Below are 15,627 nucleotides of genomic sequence, written 5' to 3' on the forward strand. Positions count from 1 at the left end.
AGCTCCGGGCGGACGCCCTCCAGCTCCTGACCTGTGTCGGTGACCGGCGCCGCTAGCCTGTCGCCGTGCATCACCTGGCCTTGCCGCGCTGCGGTGGAAAGATGATCTGCGCCACTTGCCGGTGGCGCGTTGCGTGTCCCGCATGGCCGCCCCGACGGGTTTCGTCGGGGCCCGTGCCGCTGTCCCTCAGCCGGGCGACACATCCCGTCCGCCATGGCGTGGGCGCTCTGGCCGGCCGGAGCACGACCCTACACTCCCGCCGATGAAGTCTCCCCTGACCGTCGTCATCATCGAGGATGACGAGCGCTTCCGCGCCGCGTTCGCAGCTTCGGTGTCGGCAGCGCCGGACATGCGGCTGGCCGGCACTGCCGCCGACCTGCCTCAGGGTCTGCAACTGCTGCGGGACAGCCGCCCCGACGTGGTGCTGGTGGATCTGGGCCTGCCCAGCGGCAGTGGCATCGAGCTCATCCGATTTGCCCACCAACAGTTGCCTGACACCGATGTGATGGTGGTTTCAGTCTTTGGCGACGAGCCCCACGTCATGGCCTCACTCGAAGCAGGGGCCACCGGCTACCTGCTCAAGGACACCCGTGCGGCCGACCTGACCGAACAGATCCGCACCCTGCACGCGGGGGGCAGCCCCATCAGCCCCGTGATCGCTCGGCAGCTGCTGCTGCGGCTGGCGCCGGGTCCCCAGCCGCCGGTGGCCGGGGATGACGGATTGCTCAGCGCCCAGGAGCGCCAGGTGCTCACCTACAGCGCCAAGGGCTTCAACTTCGAGGAGATCGCCCGGATGATGGGGGTCTCCCGCCACACGGTGATGACCTACGTGAAGCGCAGCTACCGCAAGCTCCAGGTCCACTCCAAGACCGAAGCCATTTACGAGGCGCGCAAGCTGGGTCTTGTGCGTGACTGAGGCCCTGAGGCCGCCTGGCAGCCCACGGCCTTGGCGCGATTGGGGCGGCTTGCTCACCCTGTTGCTGGCCCTCACGGCCGCCGTGCTGTGGGTGGCCAGCGACGGCTGGCTGGGTCCCGGCTCCCGCAGCGCCGAGTTTGGCGAGCTCCGGGCCTACACCACCCTCTCGACCCAGGCCCCGGGGCCCCGGCAGGGCGGCTTGGAGCCTCGTGTGCCGCCGCCAAGCCCCGGGTCCGGGGCCTGGCAGCCGGCGGGCCTGCCGACCCAGGTCCGCGGCGATCCCGGGCAACAGGGCTTCCGCCTCACCTGGTATGCCCTGAGTTTTCGCGCGCCGCCCGCACTGGCCGCCCAGGAGGGTGGACCCCTCGCGCTGTATGTGCCCCGCATCAGCCATGGGGCCGTGCAGGTCCTGCGGCTGGAGGAGGGGCGCTGGATTGTCCGATGGGACGGCTCCGACCTGGCGCGCGAACAGTGGAACCGCCCCCTGCTGGTGCAGGTTGGTGAGATGCCCCCAGGCGGCGAGCCGCTGCAGCTGGCGTTGCGGGTCAGCCATGCTGCAGGCGAAACCCATGCCATCACCACCGCCATGGTCGGTCCCTTGACCGAACTGCAGCCGCTGGCTGAACGGCGAGAGCTGCTGCAGCGGGTTCTGCCCCTCATCAGCAGCCTCGCCTTTCTCTCGCTGGGCTTGGTGGCGCTGTTCCACTGGCTGGGGGATCCGCATGAGCGTGCCTACCTGTACTTCAGCCTGACGGCCCTGGCCTGGACGGCTCGCAATCACGCCTTCTTTGGCGTGCCGCCCGCCGATCCCTTCTGGCGGCAGTGGCTGGGATGGCTGCACGGGGTCTCCCTGTCCTGGGTGATGCTGTTCATCCTGCTGTTCGCCTTGCGTTTCGGGACGCGCCCCCCGGCGGTGCGCCTGTCCGGTCTGGTGCTGGCCGTGGTCCTGGTCTCCGCGGTGTCTGCGCCCTGGAGCGGTGGAGAGTTCCCTGCGATGGAGGCGCTGCGGCCTTGGCTCAGTGCCGGCCTGGCAGCGAGCATGCTCGCCTTGCTGGGCTGGCAGGCCCGTCATGCCGGCACCGAGCTGCGGCTGCTGGCCGGCGCATTGGGGCTGACGGCCTTGGCCGCGGTCCACGACCAGGCCCTGGCCCTGGGCCTGGTGCCGCCAGATGCCATCTACCTGCTGCCCTTGGCGTCCCTGCTGATCTTCCTGGCCTTCCTGCAGGCGGCGCAGCTGCGGTATGCGCAGGCGGTGCGGCAGGTGGAGACGGCCAATCAGCAGCTGGAGGACCGGCTGCGCCAACGCGAGTCGGAGCTGCAGGCCAACCATGAGCGCCTGCGGCAGGTGGAGCGCGACCAGGCCCTGCTGCGGGAGCGCCAGCGCCTGATGCATGACATGCACGACGGCCTGGGCTCCACGCTGATGTCCACGCTGGTGGTGGTGGAGCAGGGCCGGCTGGAGCGTGAGGAGGTGGTCGAGTTGCTGCGGGAGTGCGTGGATGACCTGCGCCTGGTCATCGATTCCCTGGAACCGGTGGAGCAGGACCTGCTGACACTGCTGGCGTCGCTGCGTCACCGCCTGGGCCGGCGCCTAGAAGGGGCGGGCCTGGCCCTGCATTGGCAGGTGCAGGACGTGCCACCGCTGGCCTGGCTGCATCCACCCGACGCCTTGCAGATCCTGCGCCTGGTGCAGGAGGCCCTGACCAATGTGCTCAAGCATTCGCGTGCGTCCCAGGTCAGCATCGAGGTCCACCAGCAGGGTGAGGACATCGAGGTGGCCATCGTCGACGACGGGGTGGGCTTCGACCCCGATCAGGTGGTGCCGGGGCGTGGGTTGCGGCACCTGGGCCAGCGTGCCGCTCGCCTGGGCGCGCACGTGCAGGTGCGCAGCGCGCCGGGCCAGGGCACCCGCGTCCAGTTGCTGCTGCCCTTGCACCGCAGTGCGCCGGGGCATTGACCTGTCTGCAGGGCCAGCCGCTGGGGGATAGTCGACAATACCGACGGTCGTCACCGGTGCGCGGACACGGGGTCCCTGCGTCGGCAGGGCGGCGCCGTCAGCCTCATGCTCCAGCAACGCACCCTCCAATCCCTCACCCGCGCCGTGGGCGTGGGCCTGCACAGCGGCCAGCGGGTCGAACTGACCTTGCGGCCCGCGCCGCCGGACACCGGCATCGTCTTCCGCCGGGTGGACCTGCCGCAGCCGGTGGACATCCCCGTGCGCTTTGACTCGGTCAGCGACACCCGCATGGCCTCCACCATCACGCCGGGGGGCGATCCGCACGGTCCCCGGGTGCAGACCATCGAGCACCTGATGTCGGCCTGTTGCGGGTTGGGTATCGACAACCTCTACATCGACATCACCGCCGACGAGGTGCCCATCCTGGATGGCTCCTCCGCAAGCTTCGTGTTCCTGCTGCAAAGTGCGGGCATCGAGTTGCAGGCGGCGCCCAAGCGCTTCCTCAAGGTCAAGAAGGCCGTGGAGGTGCGCGAAGGGGAGGGCGCGCGCCTGATGTGGGCCCGCCTGGAGCCCTTCCACGGCTACAAACTGACCTTCAAGATCGACTTCAACCACCCGGCGGTGGACGCCACCGGGCAAGAGGTGGTGTTTGACATGGGCTCAGGGCGCTACAAGCGAGACATCGCCCGGGCGCGCACATTCGGCTTTACCAAAGACCTGGACGCGATGCGCGCGCGCGGCCTGACGCTGGGTGGCAGCATGGACAACGCCATCGTGGTGGACGACACCCGGGTGCTCAATGCCGATGGCCTGCGCTATGACGATGAATTCGCCAAGCACAAGATCCTGGACGCGATCGGCGACTTGTTCGTTTGCGGCCGACCGCTGCTGGCGGCCTACACCTCATTCAAGGGCGGTCATGCCTTGAACAACAAGCTGTTGCGCACCCTGTTGGCCGATCCCGAGGCCTGGGAGGTGGTCAGCTTCGAGGATGCCCGCCATGCGCCCGCCGGCTTTGCGGAGCTGGCCCCGGCGTGGTGAACGGTGCGAAGGAGCTGACATGCTGATCTTCCGTCTGCTGATCGGCCTGCTGCTGGTGGCCGGCATCCTCTGTTTTGCCGCCTACATCGCCACCGGCCAGCCGCGCTGGCGCCGGCTGGGCATGGTCATCATCAAGTGGACAGTGCTGGCAGGTCTGGGCTTTGCTGCGGTGCTGATCCTGGAGCGGCTGGCCCTGCTGCTTTAAGCCCCCGGGCGTCCACCGGCAGGGCGGCCGGTGCCGAAGAAGGCGCCAGGGCCTGACTCGCTGCGGGGCCGGCGCTCAGCGTGCGGAGCGCAGGCCCGCCAGGTAGCTGTGGATGGTCTGCTGCCCCACTTGCACCAGGTCAAAGCTGTCGGGCGCCAGCGTCCAGTGCATCATCAGCCCGTCAACCAGTGAGAACAGGCCCAGGGCGGCGGTGCGCGGCGCCAAATGGCTGCCCAGGCTGCCTGACTGTTGGGCCCGGGCCAGCAGGCCCTCCATCTGGCCCAGGTAGCGCTGGATGCTGTCGCGGTGCTGGTCCTGCTCGATCTTCATCTCGCCGGTGTATTCCGTCAGGTGGATGGCGATGGTGAACACCCGCTGCACCTGAGGTTTGCCCGCCAACTCCTGGAGCGGGCCCATGGCCAGGCTGCACAGCGTGTCGAGCACGGCGTCGGCCGGGGCGGCCTCCAGCTCACACATCGCGCTCTCGCAGGGCAGGACCACGCGTTCCATCATGGCGTGGAATACCGCCGCCTTGTTCTCGAAGTGCCAGTACACCGCGCCACGGGTCACGCCAGCGGCCACCGCGATGTCCTGCAGTGAGGTGCCTGACACGCCTTGCCGCAGGAAGACCTGCTCGGCAGCGTCCAGGATCTGGTGGCGCGTCTCCAGCGCCTCGGCTTTTGTCTTTCGGACCATGACAGGGCGATTGTCCGTCAGCTGCCGCGTGCCGCCAAGATACATACATACGTGTTTGTATGTATACTGATCGCACAGGCTGGTCCACCGTGCGTGCCGCATCCTCTTGGCACCTCAACCCAGTCTCTCCTGTTTGGCCCCTTGCCGTGCGGCGGGTGGGCAAGCCCCCCATCCTGTTGCAGGCCATTCCGATGACCGTCATGCGCCCTTCCTCTCTTTCTGTCCTCGCCCCCCAGCCCACGCGGGCACTGCCGCGCGCCGGCCTGGGGCTGGCTGTCCTGAGCTTGGCTGTGCTGGCCGCCTGCGGGCCTTCCGGCGGCGGTGCGCCCGGCGGTGCCGGTGGCATGCAGATGCCGCCGCCGCCGGTGGGTGTGCTCACCGTGCAGACGGGCAGCGTCGCCCTGACCACCGAGTTGCCCGGCCGCCTGGAGGCGGTGCGTACCGCGCAGGTCCGCGCCCGTGTGACCGGCGTGGTCCAGAAGCGCCTGTTCACGGAAGGCGCGGTGGTCAAGGCGGGCCAGAGCCTTTACGTGATCGATCCGGCGCCGTACAAGGCCGCGTTGGACAGTGCCTTGGCCAGCCAGGCCAAGGCCGAGGCCAACCTGGCCCAGGCCCAGGCGACGCTGGAGCGCAACCGCCCGCTCGCGGAGAGCAAGGCCATCAGCCAGGCCGACTGGGTGAGCACCCAGGCCGCGCACAAGGCGGCCGAGGCGGACGTGGCCGCCGCCAAGGCCGCCGTGCAGACCGCCCGCCTGAATGTGGACTATGCCGCCGTGCAGGCGCCCATCGGCGGTCGCATCGGTCGCTCGGTTGTGACCGAGGGCGCCTTGGTCAGCCAGGGTGAGGCCACGCTGTTGGCCACCATTCAGCAGACCGACCCGATGGTCATCAACTTCACCCAGTCGGCCGCCGAGGTGATGAAGCTGCGCCGCGCCATCGAGGCTGGCAAGCTGCAGGGCAGCGGTTCCACCCAGGTGCGCGTGGTGCTGGAAGACGGCAGCGAGTACCCGCTGCCGGGCAAGCTCCAGTTTGCCGACATCTCGGTGGACGCCACCTCCGGCCAAGTCACCTTGCGTGCTGAGGTGCCCAACCCCAAGGGTGAACTGTTGCCGGGCCTGTTCGTAAAGGTGCGCCTGGAGCAGGTGCGCAGCGACAACGCCATCCTGCTGCCGCAGCAGGCCGTCACCCGCGGCACCACCGGCGATACCGTGCTGGTGGTGGGTGAAGACAAGCAGGTCGCCCCACGCCCGGTGCAGCTGGGCGGGGCCAAGGGCACGCAGTGGGTGGTGCTGGGCGGCCTGAAGGCGGGCGAACAGGTGGTGGTGGACGGCTTCCAGAAGATCCGACCCAAGGCCCCGGTCTCGCCGGTGCCGTGGACCCCCGGGGCAGCGCCCGCTGCCGGTGATGCACCGGGTGCCGCGTCTGGCGCCGCTTCAGGCGCTGCGGCACCCGCCGCACCCGCCTCGGGCGCCAGCCGCTGACCGGCCAGGAGATTCCTTTCCATGAATTCCAGGTTCTTCATCGACCGGCCCATCTTTGCGTGGGTCATCGCCCTGTTCGTTGTGGTGCTGGGGGCTGCGGCCATCACCCGGCTGCCCGTCGCGCAGTACCCGACGGTGGCGCCGCCCTCCATCGTCATCAACGCCAGCTACCCCGGGGCCTCGGCCCAGGTGATGGAAGACAGCGTGCTGGCCGTCATTGAGCAAGAGCTCAACGGCGCGCCGGGGCTGATCTACATGGAAGCCTCGGCCGATGCGACTGGCCAGGGCTCGCTGACCGTCACCTTTGAGCCGGGCACCGATGTCTCCATCGCCCAGATCGAGGTGCAGAACCGCCTGAGCCGCGCCACGCCGCGCCTGCCCAGCGCCGTCACGCAGCAGGGGGTGCGGGTGGACAAGGCCCGCTCGAACTTCCTGATGTTCGTGATGCTGACCTCCAGCAGCACGGCCTATGACCCGGTGGCGCTGGGCGACTACGCCGCCCGCAACATCCAGCCCGAGCTGCTGCGTGTGCCCGGTGTGGGTCAGGTGCAGTTGTTTGGCACCGAAAAGGCCATGCGCATCTGGCTGGACCCGCAAAAGCTGGTCAGCTACGGCCTGAGCAGCGCGGACGTCAACTCCGCCATTGCCAAGCAGAACCTGCAGGTCTCGGCCGGCAGCATCGGTGGCCTGCCCAGCGCCCAGGGCCAGACCCAGTTCGCCACCATCAAGGTCAACGGGCAGATGAACACGGTCGACCAGTTCGGCCAAATTCTGCTGCGCGCCAACACCGATGGCTCCAGCGTCCGCCTGAAGGACGTGGCCCGCATCGAGTTGGGTGGCCAGGCCTATGTGTCGTCCTCGCGCCTGAACGGCCAGGCCGCCACCGGCCTGGGCATCCAGCTCTCGCCCTCCGGCAATGCCCTGGCGGCGGCGCAGGGCGTGCGCGAGCGCATGGCCGACCTCAAGAAGTTCATGCCCGAGGGCGTGAGCTACGACGTGCCCTACGACAGCTCCAAGTTCGTGAAGATCTCCATCCAGGAGGTGGTCAAGACGCTGCTGGAAGCCATCGCGCTGGTGTTCATCGTGATGCTGCTGTTCCTCCAGAACATCCGCTACACGCTGATCCCCACCATCGTCGTGCCGGTGGCCCTGCTGGGCACCTTTGGCGTGATGCTGGCGATGGGCTTCTCCATCAACGTGCTCACGTTGTTCGGCATGGTGCTGGCCATCGGCATCCTGGTGGATGACGCCATCGTGGTGGTGGAGAACGTCGAGCGCATCATGGCCGAGGAGGGCCTGAGCCCGCGCGAAGCCACGGTCAAGGCGATGGGACAGATCACCGGCGCCATCATCGGCATCACCGTGGTGCTGATCTCGGTGTTTGTGCCCATGGCCTTCTTCTCGGGCTCGGTGGGCAACATTTACCGCCAGTTCTCGCTGGCCATGGTGGCCTCCATGGTCTTCTCCGCGGTGATGGCGCTCTCGCTCACCCCCGCGCTGTGCGCCACCCTGCTCAAGCCGGTGCCCGCCGGCCACCATGAGAAGCGCGGTTTCTTCGGCGCCTTCAACCGCGGCTTCAAGAAGACCACCCACGGCTACGAGGGCCTGGTGGCCCGCATCCTGCCGCGCGCCGGTCGCTATCTGGTGATCTACGCCGCGATCTTGGCGGCCGTGGGCTGGATGTACCAAAAGCTGCCCAGCTCCTTCCTGCCCAATGAAGACCAGGGCTACCTGATCGTCAACGTGCAGCTGCCGCCGGGTGCCTCGCTGGCCCGCACCGAGGCCGTGATGGGCCAGGTCGAGCAGTTCTTCATGGCCCAGCCCGAGGTGGACAAGGTGGTGGGTGTGCTGGGCTTCTCGTTCTCCGGCTCCGGCCAGAACGCGGCCCTGGCCTTTGTGCCGCTCAAGCCGTGGGAGGAGCGCCAAGGCCCGCAGCACAGCGCGCAGGCGCTGGCCGGCCGGGCCTTTGGGGCGCTGATGGGCATCCGCGATGCCTTCATCTTCCCGCTCTCGCCGCCGCCCATCCCCGAGCTGGGCACCGCCACGGGCTTCAACTTCCGCCTGCAAGACCGCAACGGCCAGGGCCATGAAGCCTTGCTGGCCGCCCGCAACCAGATGCTGGGCATGGCCATGCAGAGCAAGGTGCTGCAGGGCGTGCGCCCCGACGGTCTGGAAGACGCGCCGCAGCTGCAGTTGGACATTGACCGCGAGCGCGCCGCCGCCATGGGCGTGAGCTTTGACGCCATCGGCAGCGTGCTGGCCACGCAATTGGGTTCGTCGTACATCAACGACTTCCCCAACGCCGGCCGCCTGCAGCGCGTCATCGTGCAAGCGGAGCCCCTGGCCCGCATGCAGCCCGAGGACGTGCTCAAGCTGCATGTGCCCAACACCAAGGGCCAGCAGGTGCCGCTCTCCGCCTTTGCCAGCACCCGTTGGGTGACCGGCCCGGTGCAGACCGTGCGCTACAACGGCTACCCGGCCATGAAGATCGCCGGCGACGCCGCCCCCGGCTACTCCACCGGTGACGCCATGGCCGAGATGGAGAAGCTCGCCGCTCAGCTCCCCCCGGGCTTCGGCTTCGAATGGACCGGCCAGTCGCGTGAGGAGAAGCTCTCCGGCTCGCAGGCCACCATCCTGCTGGCGTTCTCGATGCTGGCGGTGTTCCTGTGCCTGGCGGCGCTTTATGAGAGCTGGAGCATCCCGGTGGCCGTGCTGCTGGTGGTGCCCCTGGGCATCTTGGGTTCACTCACGGGCGTGTGGCTGCGCGGCATGCCCAATGACGTGTACTTCAAGGTCGGCCTGATCACCATCATTGGCCTGTCCGCGAAGAACGCGATCCTGATCATCGAGTTCGCCAAGGACCTGCAAGCCGAAGGCAAGAGCCTGATCGAGGCCACGCTGGAGGCCTGCCACCTGCGCTTCCGTCCCATCATCATGACCTCGTTCGCCTTCATCCTGGGCGTGTTGCCGCTGGCCATCGCCTCGGGCGCGGGCTCGGCCAGCCAGCGGGCCATCGGCACCGGCGTGATGGGCGGCATGGTCACGGCCACGGTGTTGGCGGTGTTCCTGGTGCCGGTGTTCTTTGTGGTCATCCGCCGCTTCTTCCCCTCCACGGGGCATGAGGCGCCGCACGGCACGGCCATTGCATCGGCTGCTTCAGACGCCGCGGTGGCCGAGGCCCTGCACCATGACAAGAAGGAGGGCTGATCCCATGGCCCGCAATGCAATCCCCTCTCGTCCCGCGCTGCTGGGCATGGTCGTGCTGGCTGCCTTGAGCGGCTGCACCAGCCTGGCGCCAGAGCACCAGCGGCCCGATGTGGCGCTGCCCATGGTGGCAGCCGCTTCCTCCGTCCCCCAGGCGGCGGGTCAAGCCGCCGCCCTGCCGGGCTGGCAGGCCCTGGTGCAGGACGAGCGCCTGCGCCAAGTGGTGGACCTGGCGCTGCAGCACAACGCCGACCTGAAGGTGGCGGCGCTGAACGTGCGCAAGACCGAGGCACAGTTGCGGCTGTCAGACGCCGACCGCTGGCCCACCGTCAACGGCGTGTTCTCCGCCCAGCGCGCGCCCAATACCTCGGGCGTGCAGACCAGTACGCTGCAAGCCGGCCTGCAGGTCAGCGCCTGGGAGGTGGATTTCCTGGGCCGCCTGTCCAGCCTGTCGGACGCCGCCCAGGCCAGCTACTGGGCCAGCGAGGCGGCTCAGCGCTCGGCCCGCCTGGCCCTGGTCAGCCAAACCGTCTCCGCTTGGTTGACCTTGGCGGCCGACGGCGAGCAGCTGGCGCTGGCCGAGAAGACGCTCCAGGACCGTGAGGCCTCCCAGGCCCTGGCCGCGCTGCGCTACCGCGTGGGCGCCCTGGCCGAGCCGGACTGGCGCGGCGTCCAGGCCCTGACCGCGGCAGCCCGTAGCACCGTGGCCCAGGCCCGCCGCCAACGCACGCAAGACGAGAACGCCCTGCACGCCTTGGTGGGCGCACCGGTGCCGGCCGCGCTGCTGCCCGAGCCGCGCATTGGCGCCCTGGCCGAGGGCCGCTGGCTGGCCGAAGTGCCAGCTGGTCTGAGCGCTGATGCCCTGTTGGCCCGGCCGGACGTGATGCAGGCCGAGCAGCAGTTGCGTGCCGCCGAGGCCAACATTGGCGCCGCCCGCGCGGCGATGTGGCCGCGCATCACCCTGAGCGCCAGTGCCGGCACGGTCAGCAACGAATTGTCCAACCTGTTCTCGGCCGGCACCTTTGCCTGGACCTTGGCGGGGCAAGCGGCCGTGGCGGTGTTCGACCATGGCCGCAACCGCGCCAACGTGCAGGTGGCCGAGATCAGCCGCGATGCCGCCGTGGCCAGCTACCAGAAGACGGTGCAAACCGCCTTCAAGGAGGCGGCCGACGGGCTCGCGGGCCAGACCGGCTGGCGCGAACAGCTGGCTGCCCAGCGTGCGCAACTGGCCGCCGAAGCCGAGCGCCACCGCCTGTCCAAGCTCAAGTACGACGTGGGCGCCAGCAGCCTGCTGGACTGGCTGGACGCCGAGCGCTCGCTGGCTGCTGCCCAGCAAGCCGTGGTGCAGGTGCAACTGGCGGAGCTGCTCAACCGCGTGAGCCTCTACAAGGCGTTGGGTGGGGATGAGTCCACCCGCTCCGCGGCGGTGGCGTCGGCCAAGGCAGCCTCTGGCGCGGCGCGCTGAAGCGCCCGTGCCACGGCGAGCGGCGTGAGCCGCTCGCCGGGTGCGGTCAATACATTGGCGCCAAGAAGCTCAGCGTGCGGCCCAGGGCCTGTGCGCTGGCTGCCGGGTGCCACGCCGCCCGGGCCCAGCAATTAAAGCCGTGCTGGGCGCCGGGGTAGTCAAAGAAGCTGCTCACCGCAGCGGCGGGTGACGCGGCCATGGCTGCCCGCACCTGCGCCACCGCCTCCGGCGGAATGGCGGCGTCCACGCCCGCATGGTGGAACATCACCGGGCAGTGGATCTGCGGCGCCAGCGCCAGTTGGGTGGCAATGCCGCCGCCGTAGTAGCACACCGCGCGGTCTAGCACGCCAGTGGCGGCCAGCGCAAACGCCAGCCGCCCGCCCATGCAGTAGCCCACAGCGGCCACCTTGCCGTTCACGCCGGGCAGGGCCTTGAGGGCGGCCACGCTCGCCTGCAGGTCCGGGCCCACGGTGGCGGGTTGCACCGTCTTCATCAACGCCAGGGCGCGTTCGCGCTCTTCGCCCACATAGCCCAAAGAGAGGCGGGCGCCGTGGCGCCAGAACAGGTCCGGCGCCAGCACCACATAGCCGGCTTGCGCCAACTGCTCGGCCACGCTGCGGATGTGCGGGTTCACGCCAAAGATCTCCTGCAGCAGCAGCACCGCGGGGGCTTGGCTGTCCTGGCCATGGCCGGGCGGCAGGGCGAGGTAGGCGTCCATCGCGCCGCCGTCGGTCGGCAGGCTCAGCCAGCCGGTTTGGACGGGGGAATGGGCGGCGGGCGCGAGCACATCAGGCAGCAGCATGGGAAGGATCCTGCAAGGGGAGGTGCGGGATTGTGGACGCGGCGGCGGCAAGACTCTTTTCCATCCACACACCTAGTACGTGCGGCCCCGCTTGAAAACGCCGTGGGTCTTGCGGCTGAGGGTGGTGGCCTGGGCCAGGGCGGCGAAGGAGCCGCCAGCGTGGGCGTGGGTGATGGCGATGCCCAGGGCGTCGGCCGCGTCGGGCCCCGGCAGGCTGGGCAGGTTCAGCAGGCGCTGCACCATGGCCTGGATCTGCGGCTTGCCCGCCAGGCCGTGGCCGACCACAGACTTCTTCATCTGCGTGGCGGTGTATTCCTGCACCGTCAGGCCGCTGGCCACCAGGCTGGTGAGGGCGGCGCCGCGCGCCTGGCCCAGCATCAGTGTGCTCTGCGGGTTGACGTTGACGAAGACGATTTCGCAGGCCGACTCGGTGGGCTGGTAGCGGGCAATCACCTCGCGCACGCCGTCAAAGATGATCTTCAGCCGGCCGGGCAGGTCGCCCTGCGCCACGCCCGAGGTGGTGCGGATCGTGCCGCTGGCCACGTAGTGCAGGCGCTTGCCGTCCTGCTCCACCACGCCGAAGCCGGTGCAGGCCAAACCGGGGTCGATGCCCAGGATGCGGCGAAGGGCAGGGGGTGGTGGGGCCAGGCTCATGGCGGCGCGAGGAGGGGGGCGGCGGCCGCGCCGTGGCGCGGCGGCGTGCCCCCGTTTGGCGGTCAGTGCCGGAAGTGACGGGTGCCGGTCAGCACCATCGCGATGCCGCGCTCGTCGGCGGCGGCGATCACCTCGTCGTCGCGCATCGAGCCACCCGGATGGATGACGCAGGTCGCACCCGCGTCGACCACCACGTCCAGGCCGTCGCGGAACGGGAAGAAGGCGTCGCTCGCCACGGCGGTGCCCGACAGGCTCAGGCCGGCGGCCTGGGCCTTGATGCTGGCGATGCGGGCCGAGTCCAGGCGGCTCATCTGGCCGGCGCCGACGCCGAAGGTCATGCCGTCCTTGCAGAAGACGATGGCGTTGGACTTGACGAAGCGCGCCACGGTCCAGGCGAACTTCAGGTCCTCCAGCTGCTGGGCGGTGGGCTGCACCTTGGTGACCACCTTCAGCTCGCCGACGATGTCGAGGTTGTCGGCCGACTGCAGCAGCATGCCGCCGCCCACGCGCTTGAAGTCCAGCGCGTTCACCGCTTTGCTCACGGGCACTTCCAGCAGGCGCACATTGACCTTGCTGGCGTAGGCCGCGCGGGCCGCCGGGGTGATGACCGGGGCGATGGCCACTTCGACGAAGTGCTTGTTGAAGTGGATCTTCTCGACCACGTCGGCGTCGAGCGGGCGGTTGAAGGCGATGATGCCGCCGAAGGCCGAGGTCGGGTCGGTCTTCAGGGCCTTCTCATAGGCTTCCAGCAGGGTCGCGCCCACGGCCACACCGCAGGGGTTGGCGTGCTTGACGATCACGCAGGCGGGCGCGTCAAAGGCCTTGACGCATTCCCAGGCCGCATCGGCGTCGGCGATGTTGTTGAAGCTCAGCTCCTTGCCCTGGATCTGGGTCCAGCCGGCCAGCAGGCCGTCGGCGACCTTGGCTTCCTTGTAGAAGGCGGCCGACTGGTGCGGGTTCTCGCCGTAGCGCATGCCCTGCACCTTGTGCAGCTGCAGGTTGAAGACGGCGGGGTATTCCTCTCGCTTGGGCACGGCGGCGGTGTTCTCTTCGGCGCCCGGCTCGATGGCGGTCAGGTAGTTGCTGATCATGCCGTCGTAGGCGGCGGTGTGCGAGAACACCTTCTTGGCCAGCATGAACTTGGTGGCGCGGGTCAGGCTGGCGCCCTTCGAGGCGGCCAGCTCGGCCAGCACCTGCGGGTAGTCGGTGGGGTCGATCACCACGCCCACGTCCTGCCAGTTCTTGGCGGCGGCGCGCAGCATGGCGGGGCCGCCGATGTCGATGTTCTCGATCGCGTCTTCGAACGTGCAGTCGGCCTTGGCGGTGGCCTGGGCGAACGGGTACAGGTTGATGATCAGCAGGTCGATGGTGCCGATGCCGTGTTCTTTCAGCGCGGCCATGTGCTCGGGCACATCGCGGCGGGCCAGCAGGCCGCCGTGCACGCGCGGGTGCAGGGTCTTGACGCGGCCGTCGAGCATCTCGGGGAAGCCGGTGATCTCGGAGACCTCGGTGACGGGCAGGCCGGCCTGGGCCAGCAGCTTGGCGGTGCCGCCGGTCGACAGCAGCTGGATGCCGTGGCCGTGCAGGGCCTGGGCGAATTCGACGATGCCGGTCTTGTCAGAGACCGAAAGCAGGGCGGTGAGTGGGCTCATGGTGGGAGGGGAGGGGTCGGAGAAGGTTTGGGGAGACGTGCACGATCCACGGGCGACAGGGCGCCTGCGGTTCACTTGACCAGGTGGTGCTCCAGCAGCTTGCGGCGCAGGGTGTTGCGGTTGATGCCCAGCCACTCGGCGGCCTTGCTCTGGTTGCCGGCGGTGCGCTCCATCACCACCTCCAGCAGCGGGCGCTCCACCGTGCGCATGACCATGTCGTGCATGGCATGCGGCTCGGCGCCGCCCAGGTCCTTGAAGTAATCAGCCAGCGTCTCACGGACGCATTCGTCGAGGGTCTTCTTGCTCATGGCGAGGATGGGGGTGGGCCGGCGCCGACGCGGTGGGTCGGGCGGCCCCGGTTCGGGCCGGGCGCGGGCACCGCGGTGGCGGCGGCCCGTCTCGGACGGTCAGGCGTGCCGGGCGATCTGGTCCTGGTTGGCGGCAGGGGCGATCACCGGCTGCGGCAGCAGGGGGTGGGCGTCGGCCAGCTGGTCGAAGAAGGTGGCGACCGCGCGGTGCTGGGCGTCGGCGGTCTCCAGGGTGTTCATCACGGCGCGGAAGGCCTCGCCGCCCGGCAGGGCGCGCACCGCCCAGCCGATGTGCTTGCGGGCCGTGCGCACGCCGGCCCGCTCGCCGTACAGGCCCATGTGGTCCTGCAAATGTTCCAGCAGCCAGCCCTGCACCTCACGCGTGGCCGGCGGGGGCAGGTGCGCGCCGGTGTCCAGGTAGTGGGCGATCTCGCGGAAGATCCAGGGTCGGCCCTGGGCGGCGCGGCCGATCATCAGCGCATCGGCACCGGTGGCACGCAGCACCTGGGCGGCCTTCTCGGGGGAGTCGATGTCGCCATTGGCCACCACCGGGATGGACAGCGCGGCCTTGACCGCGGCGATGGTGTCGTACTCGGCCCAGCCCTTGTAGCCCTGTTCACGGGTGCGGCCATGTACCGTCACCAAGGCCACGCCGGCGGCCTGGGCGCCCCGGGCCAGCTGCACCGCGTTGCGCTCGGTGTCGCACCAGCCGGTGCGCATCTTCAGGGTGACGGGCACGCCCAAGGGGGCGCAGGCGGCCACGACGGCCTCGACGATGGCCAGGGCGGTGGGCTCATCGCGCATCAGGGCCGAGCCCGCCCATTTGTTGCACACCTTCTTGGCGGGGCAGCCCATGTTGATGTCGATGATCTGCGCGCCGCGGTCGATGTTGTAGCGCGCCGCGTCGGCCATCATCTGCGGCTCGGTGCCCGCGATCTGCACCGCGATGGGGGCGGTCTCGCCTTCGTGGTTGGCGCGGCGGGAGGTCTTGAGCGAGTCCCAGAGGTCTGGCCGCGAGGTCACCATCTCGCTCACCGCATAGCCCGCCCCCAGGCGCTTGCACAGCTGCCGGAACGGGCGGTCCGTCACCCCGGCCATGGGCGCGACGAAAAGCGCGTTCGGCAGCACGAAGCCGCCGATCTGGGGACCGGGACGCATGGGACGGATGGGGGGTGTGCTGAAAAAGGAGGCAGGATTATAGGTGCCCGGCGCCACAGGCCCAGCCGCCATGGGGCCAGGGCCTGCT

13 protein-coding genes are annotated in these 15,627 nt (G+C 69.4%); 7 read left to right on the forward strand and 6 right to left on the reverse strand.

What is annotated here, in order from left to right:
• The first annotated feature begins 262 nt into the window (after positions 1-262).
• From G3A44_RS13955 to G3A44_RS13970, 4 genes are all read left to right on the forward strand, one after another.
• Positions 263-916, forward strand: a complete 654-nt coding sequence (locus G3A44_RS13955) for a response regulator (RefSeq protein WP_163458139.1) — start codon at positions 263-265, stop codon at positions 914-916.
• A gap of 49 nt (positions 917-965) precedes the next feature.
• Complete coding sequence (locus tag G3A44_RS13960; RefSeq protein WP_163458140.1) at positions 966-2,873, forward strand: sensor histidine kinase; 1,908 nt, start codon at positions 966-968, stop codon at positions 2,871-2,873.
• A 105-nt stretch (positions 2,874-2,978) separates the two neighbouring features.
• A complete protein-coding gene (gene lpxC, locus G3A44_RS13965) occupies positions 2,979-3,914 on the forward strand; it encodes a UDP-3-O-acyl-N-acetylglucosamine deacetylase (protein ID WP_163458141.1) in 936 nt (311 codons plus the stop codon).
• A 19-nt stretch (positions 3,915-3,933) separates the two neighbouring features.
• The gene (locus G3A44_RS13970; RefSeq protein WP_163458142.1) at positions 3,934-4,119 is read left to right on the forward strand and encodes a hypothetical protein; all 186 of its coding nucleotides are present in this window, start codon (positions 3,934-3,936) and stop codon (positions 4,117-4,119) included.
• A gap of 75 nt (positions 4,120-4,194) precedes the next feature.
• Here the strand turns inward: G3A44_RS13970 and G3A44_RS24110 are convergent, their stop codons facing one another.
• Positions 4,195-4,815, reverse strand: coding sequence for a TetR family transcriptional regulator (locus G3A44_RS24110; RefSeq protein ID WP_163458143.1), 621 nt, complete (start codon positions 4,813-4,815; stop codon positions 4,195-4,197).
• 200 nt (positions 4,816-5,015) lie between these two features.
• Between G3A44_RS24110 and G3A44_RS13980 the strand changes: the two genes are divergently transcribed.
• Genes G3A44_RS13980 through G3A44_RS13990 form a run of 3 tightly spaced genes read left to right on the forward strand, consistent with a single transcriptional unit; the run spans position 5,016 to position 10,965 of the window.
• Positions 5,016-6,296 (forward strand): efflux RND transporter periplasmic adaptor subunit, encoded by a 1,281-nt coding sequence (locus G3A44_RS13980; protein WP_239061879.1) that lies wholly within the window; start codon positions 5,016-5,018, stop codon positions 6,294-6,296.
• A 21-nt stretch (positions 6,297-6,317) separates the two neighbouring features.
• On the forward strand, positions 6,318-9,503 hold the full coding sequence (locus G3A44_RS13985; protein WP_163458145.1) for an efflux RND transporter permease subunit: 3,186 nt from the start codon (positions 6,318-6,320) through the stop codon (positions 9,501-9,503).
• Positions 9,504-9,507: 4 nt separating this feature from the next.
• Entirely contained in the window at positions 9,508-10,965 is a 1,458-nt protein-coding gene (locus G3A44_RS13990; protein WP_163458146.1) for an efflux transporter outer membrane subunit, read from the forward strand.
• A gap of 46 nt (positions 10,966-11,011) precedes the next feature.
• Here G3A44_RS13990 and G3A44_RS13995 read toward each other — a convergent pair whose 3' ends face one another.
• The 5 genes from G3A44_RS13995 to dusB all read right to left on the reverse strand — a co-directional run bounded on the left by G3A44_RS13995 (position 11,012) and on the right by dusB (position 15,539).
• The gene (locus G3A44_RS13995; RefSeq protein ID WP_163458147.1) at positions 11,012-11,767 is read right to left on the reverse strand and encodes a dienelactone hydrolase family protein; all 756 of its coding nucleotides are present in this window, start codon (positions 11,765-11,767) and stop codon (positions 11,012-11,014) included.
• Between the two features lie 72 nt (positions 11,768-11,839).
• Positions 11,840-12,421 (reverse strand): crossover junction endodeoxyribonuclease RuvC, encoded by a 582-nt coding sequence (gene ruvC / locus G3A44_RS14000; protein WP_163458148.1) that lies wholly within the window; start codon positions 12,419-12,421, stop codon positions 11,840-11,842.
• Between the two features lie 62 nt (positions 12,422-12,483).
• The gene (gene purH / locus G3A44_RS14005; RefSeq protein WP_163458149.1) at positions 12,484-14,073 is read right to left on the reverse strand and encodes a bifunctional phosphoribosylaminoimidazolecarboxamide formyltransferase/IMP cyclohydrolase; all 1,590 of its coding nucleotides are present in this window, start codon (positions 14,071-14,073) and stop codon (positions 12,484-12,486) included.
• Positions 14,074-14,144: 71 nt separating this feature from the next.
• Positions 14,145-14,381 (reverse strand): helix-turn-helix domain-containing protein, encoded by a 237-nt coding sequence (locus G3A44_RS14010; RefSeq protein WP_163458150.1) that lies wholly within the window; start codon positions 14,379-14,381, stop codon positions 14,145-14,147.
• 99 nt (positions 14,382-14,480) lie between these two features.
• Positions 14,481-15,539: a tRNA dihydrouridine synthase DusB gene (gene dusB, locus G3A44_RS14015; RefSeq protein WP_163458151.1), complete on the reverse strand. Its 1,059-nt coding sequence runs from the start codon at positions 15,537-15,539 to the stop codon at positions 14,481-14,483.
• Between the last annotated feature and the right edge of the window lie 88 nt (positions 15,540-15,627).

Source organism: Ideonella livida, from assembly GCF_010499455.1.
GTDB classification, from domain to species: domain Bacteria; phylum Pseudomonadota; class Gammaproteobacteria; order Burkholderiales; family Burkholderiaceae_C; genus Ideonella; species Ideonella livida.

What these genes read in the sequence shown, in the direction of transcription:
- G3A44_RS14010 (WP_163458150.1), bottom strand. Translation starts at nt 14,381, where the DNA reads ATGAGCAAGAAGACCCTCGACGAATGCGTCCGTGAGACGCTGGCTGAT.
- G3A44_RS13990 (WP_163458146.1), top strand. Translation starts at nt 9,508, where the DNA reads ATGGCCCGCAATGCAATCCCCTCTCGTCCCGCGCTGCTGGGCATGGTC.
- dusB (WP_163458151.1), bottom strand. Translation starts at nt 15,539, where the DNA reads ATGCGTCCCGGTCCCCAGATCGGCGGCTTCGTGCTGCCGAACGCGCTT.
- purH (WP_163458149.1), bottom strand. Translation starts at nt 14,073, where the DNA reads ATGAGCCCACTCACCGCCCTGCTTTCGGTCTCTGACAAGACCGGCATC.
- G3A44_RS13995 (WP_163458147.1), bottom strand. Translation starts at nt 11,767, where the DNA reads ATGCTGCTGCCTGATGTGCTCGCGCCCGCCGCCCATTCCCCCGTCCAA.
- lpxC (WP_163458141.1), top strand. Translation starts at nt 2,979, where the DNA reads ATGCTCCAGCAACGCACCCTCCAATCCCTCACCCGCGCCGTGGGCGTG.
- G3A44_RS13970 (WP_163458142.1), top strand. Translation starts at nt 3,934, where the DNA reads ATGCTGATCTTCCGTCTGCTGATCGGCCTGCTGCTGGTGGCCGGCATC.
- G3A44_RS13955 (WP_163458139.1), top strand. Translation starts at nt 263, where the DNA reads ATGAAGTCTCCCCTGACCGTCGTCATCATCGAGGATGACGAGCGCTTC.
- G3A44_RS24110 (WP_163458143.1), bottom strand. Translation starts at nt 4,815, where the DNA reads ATGGTCCGAAAGACAAAAGCCGAGGCGCTGGAGACGCGCCACCAGATC.
- ruvC (WP_163458148.1), bottom strand. Translation starts at nt 12,421, where the DNA reads ATGAGCCTGGCCCCACCACCCCCTGCCCTTCGCCGCATCCTGGGCATC.
- G3A44_RS13980 (WP_239061879.1), top strand. Translation starts at nt 5,016, where the DNA reads ATGCGCCCTTCCTCTCTTTCTGTCCTCGCCCCCCAGCCCACGCGGGCA.
- G3A44_RS13985 (WP_163458145.1), top strand. Translation starts at nt 6,318, where the DNA reads ATGAATTCCAGGTTCTTCATCGACCGGCCCATCTTTGCGTGGGTCATC.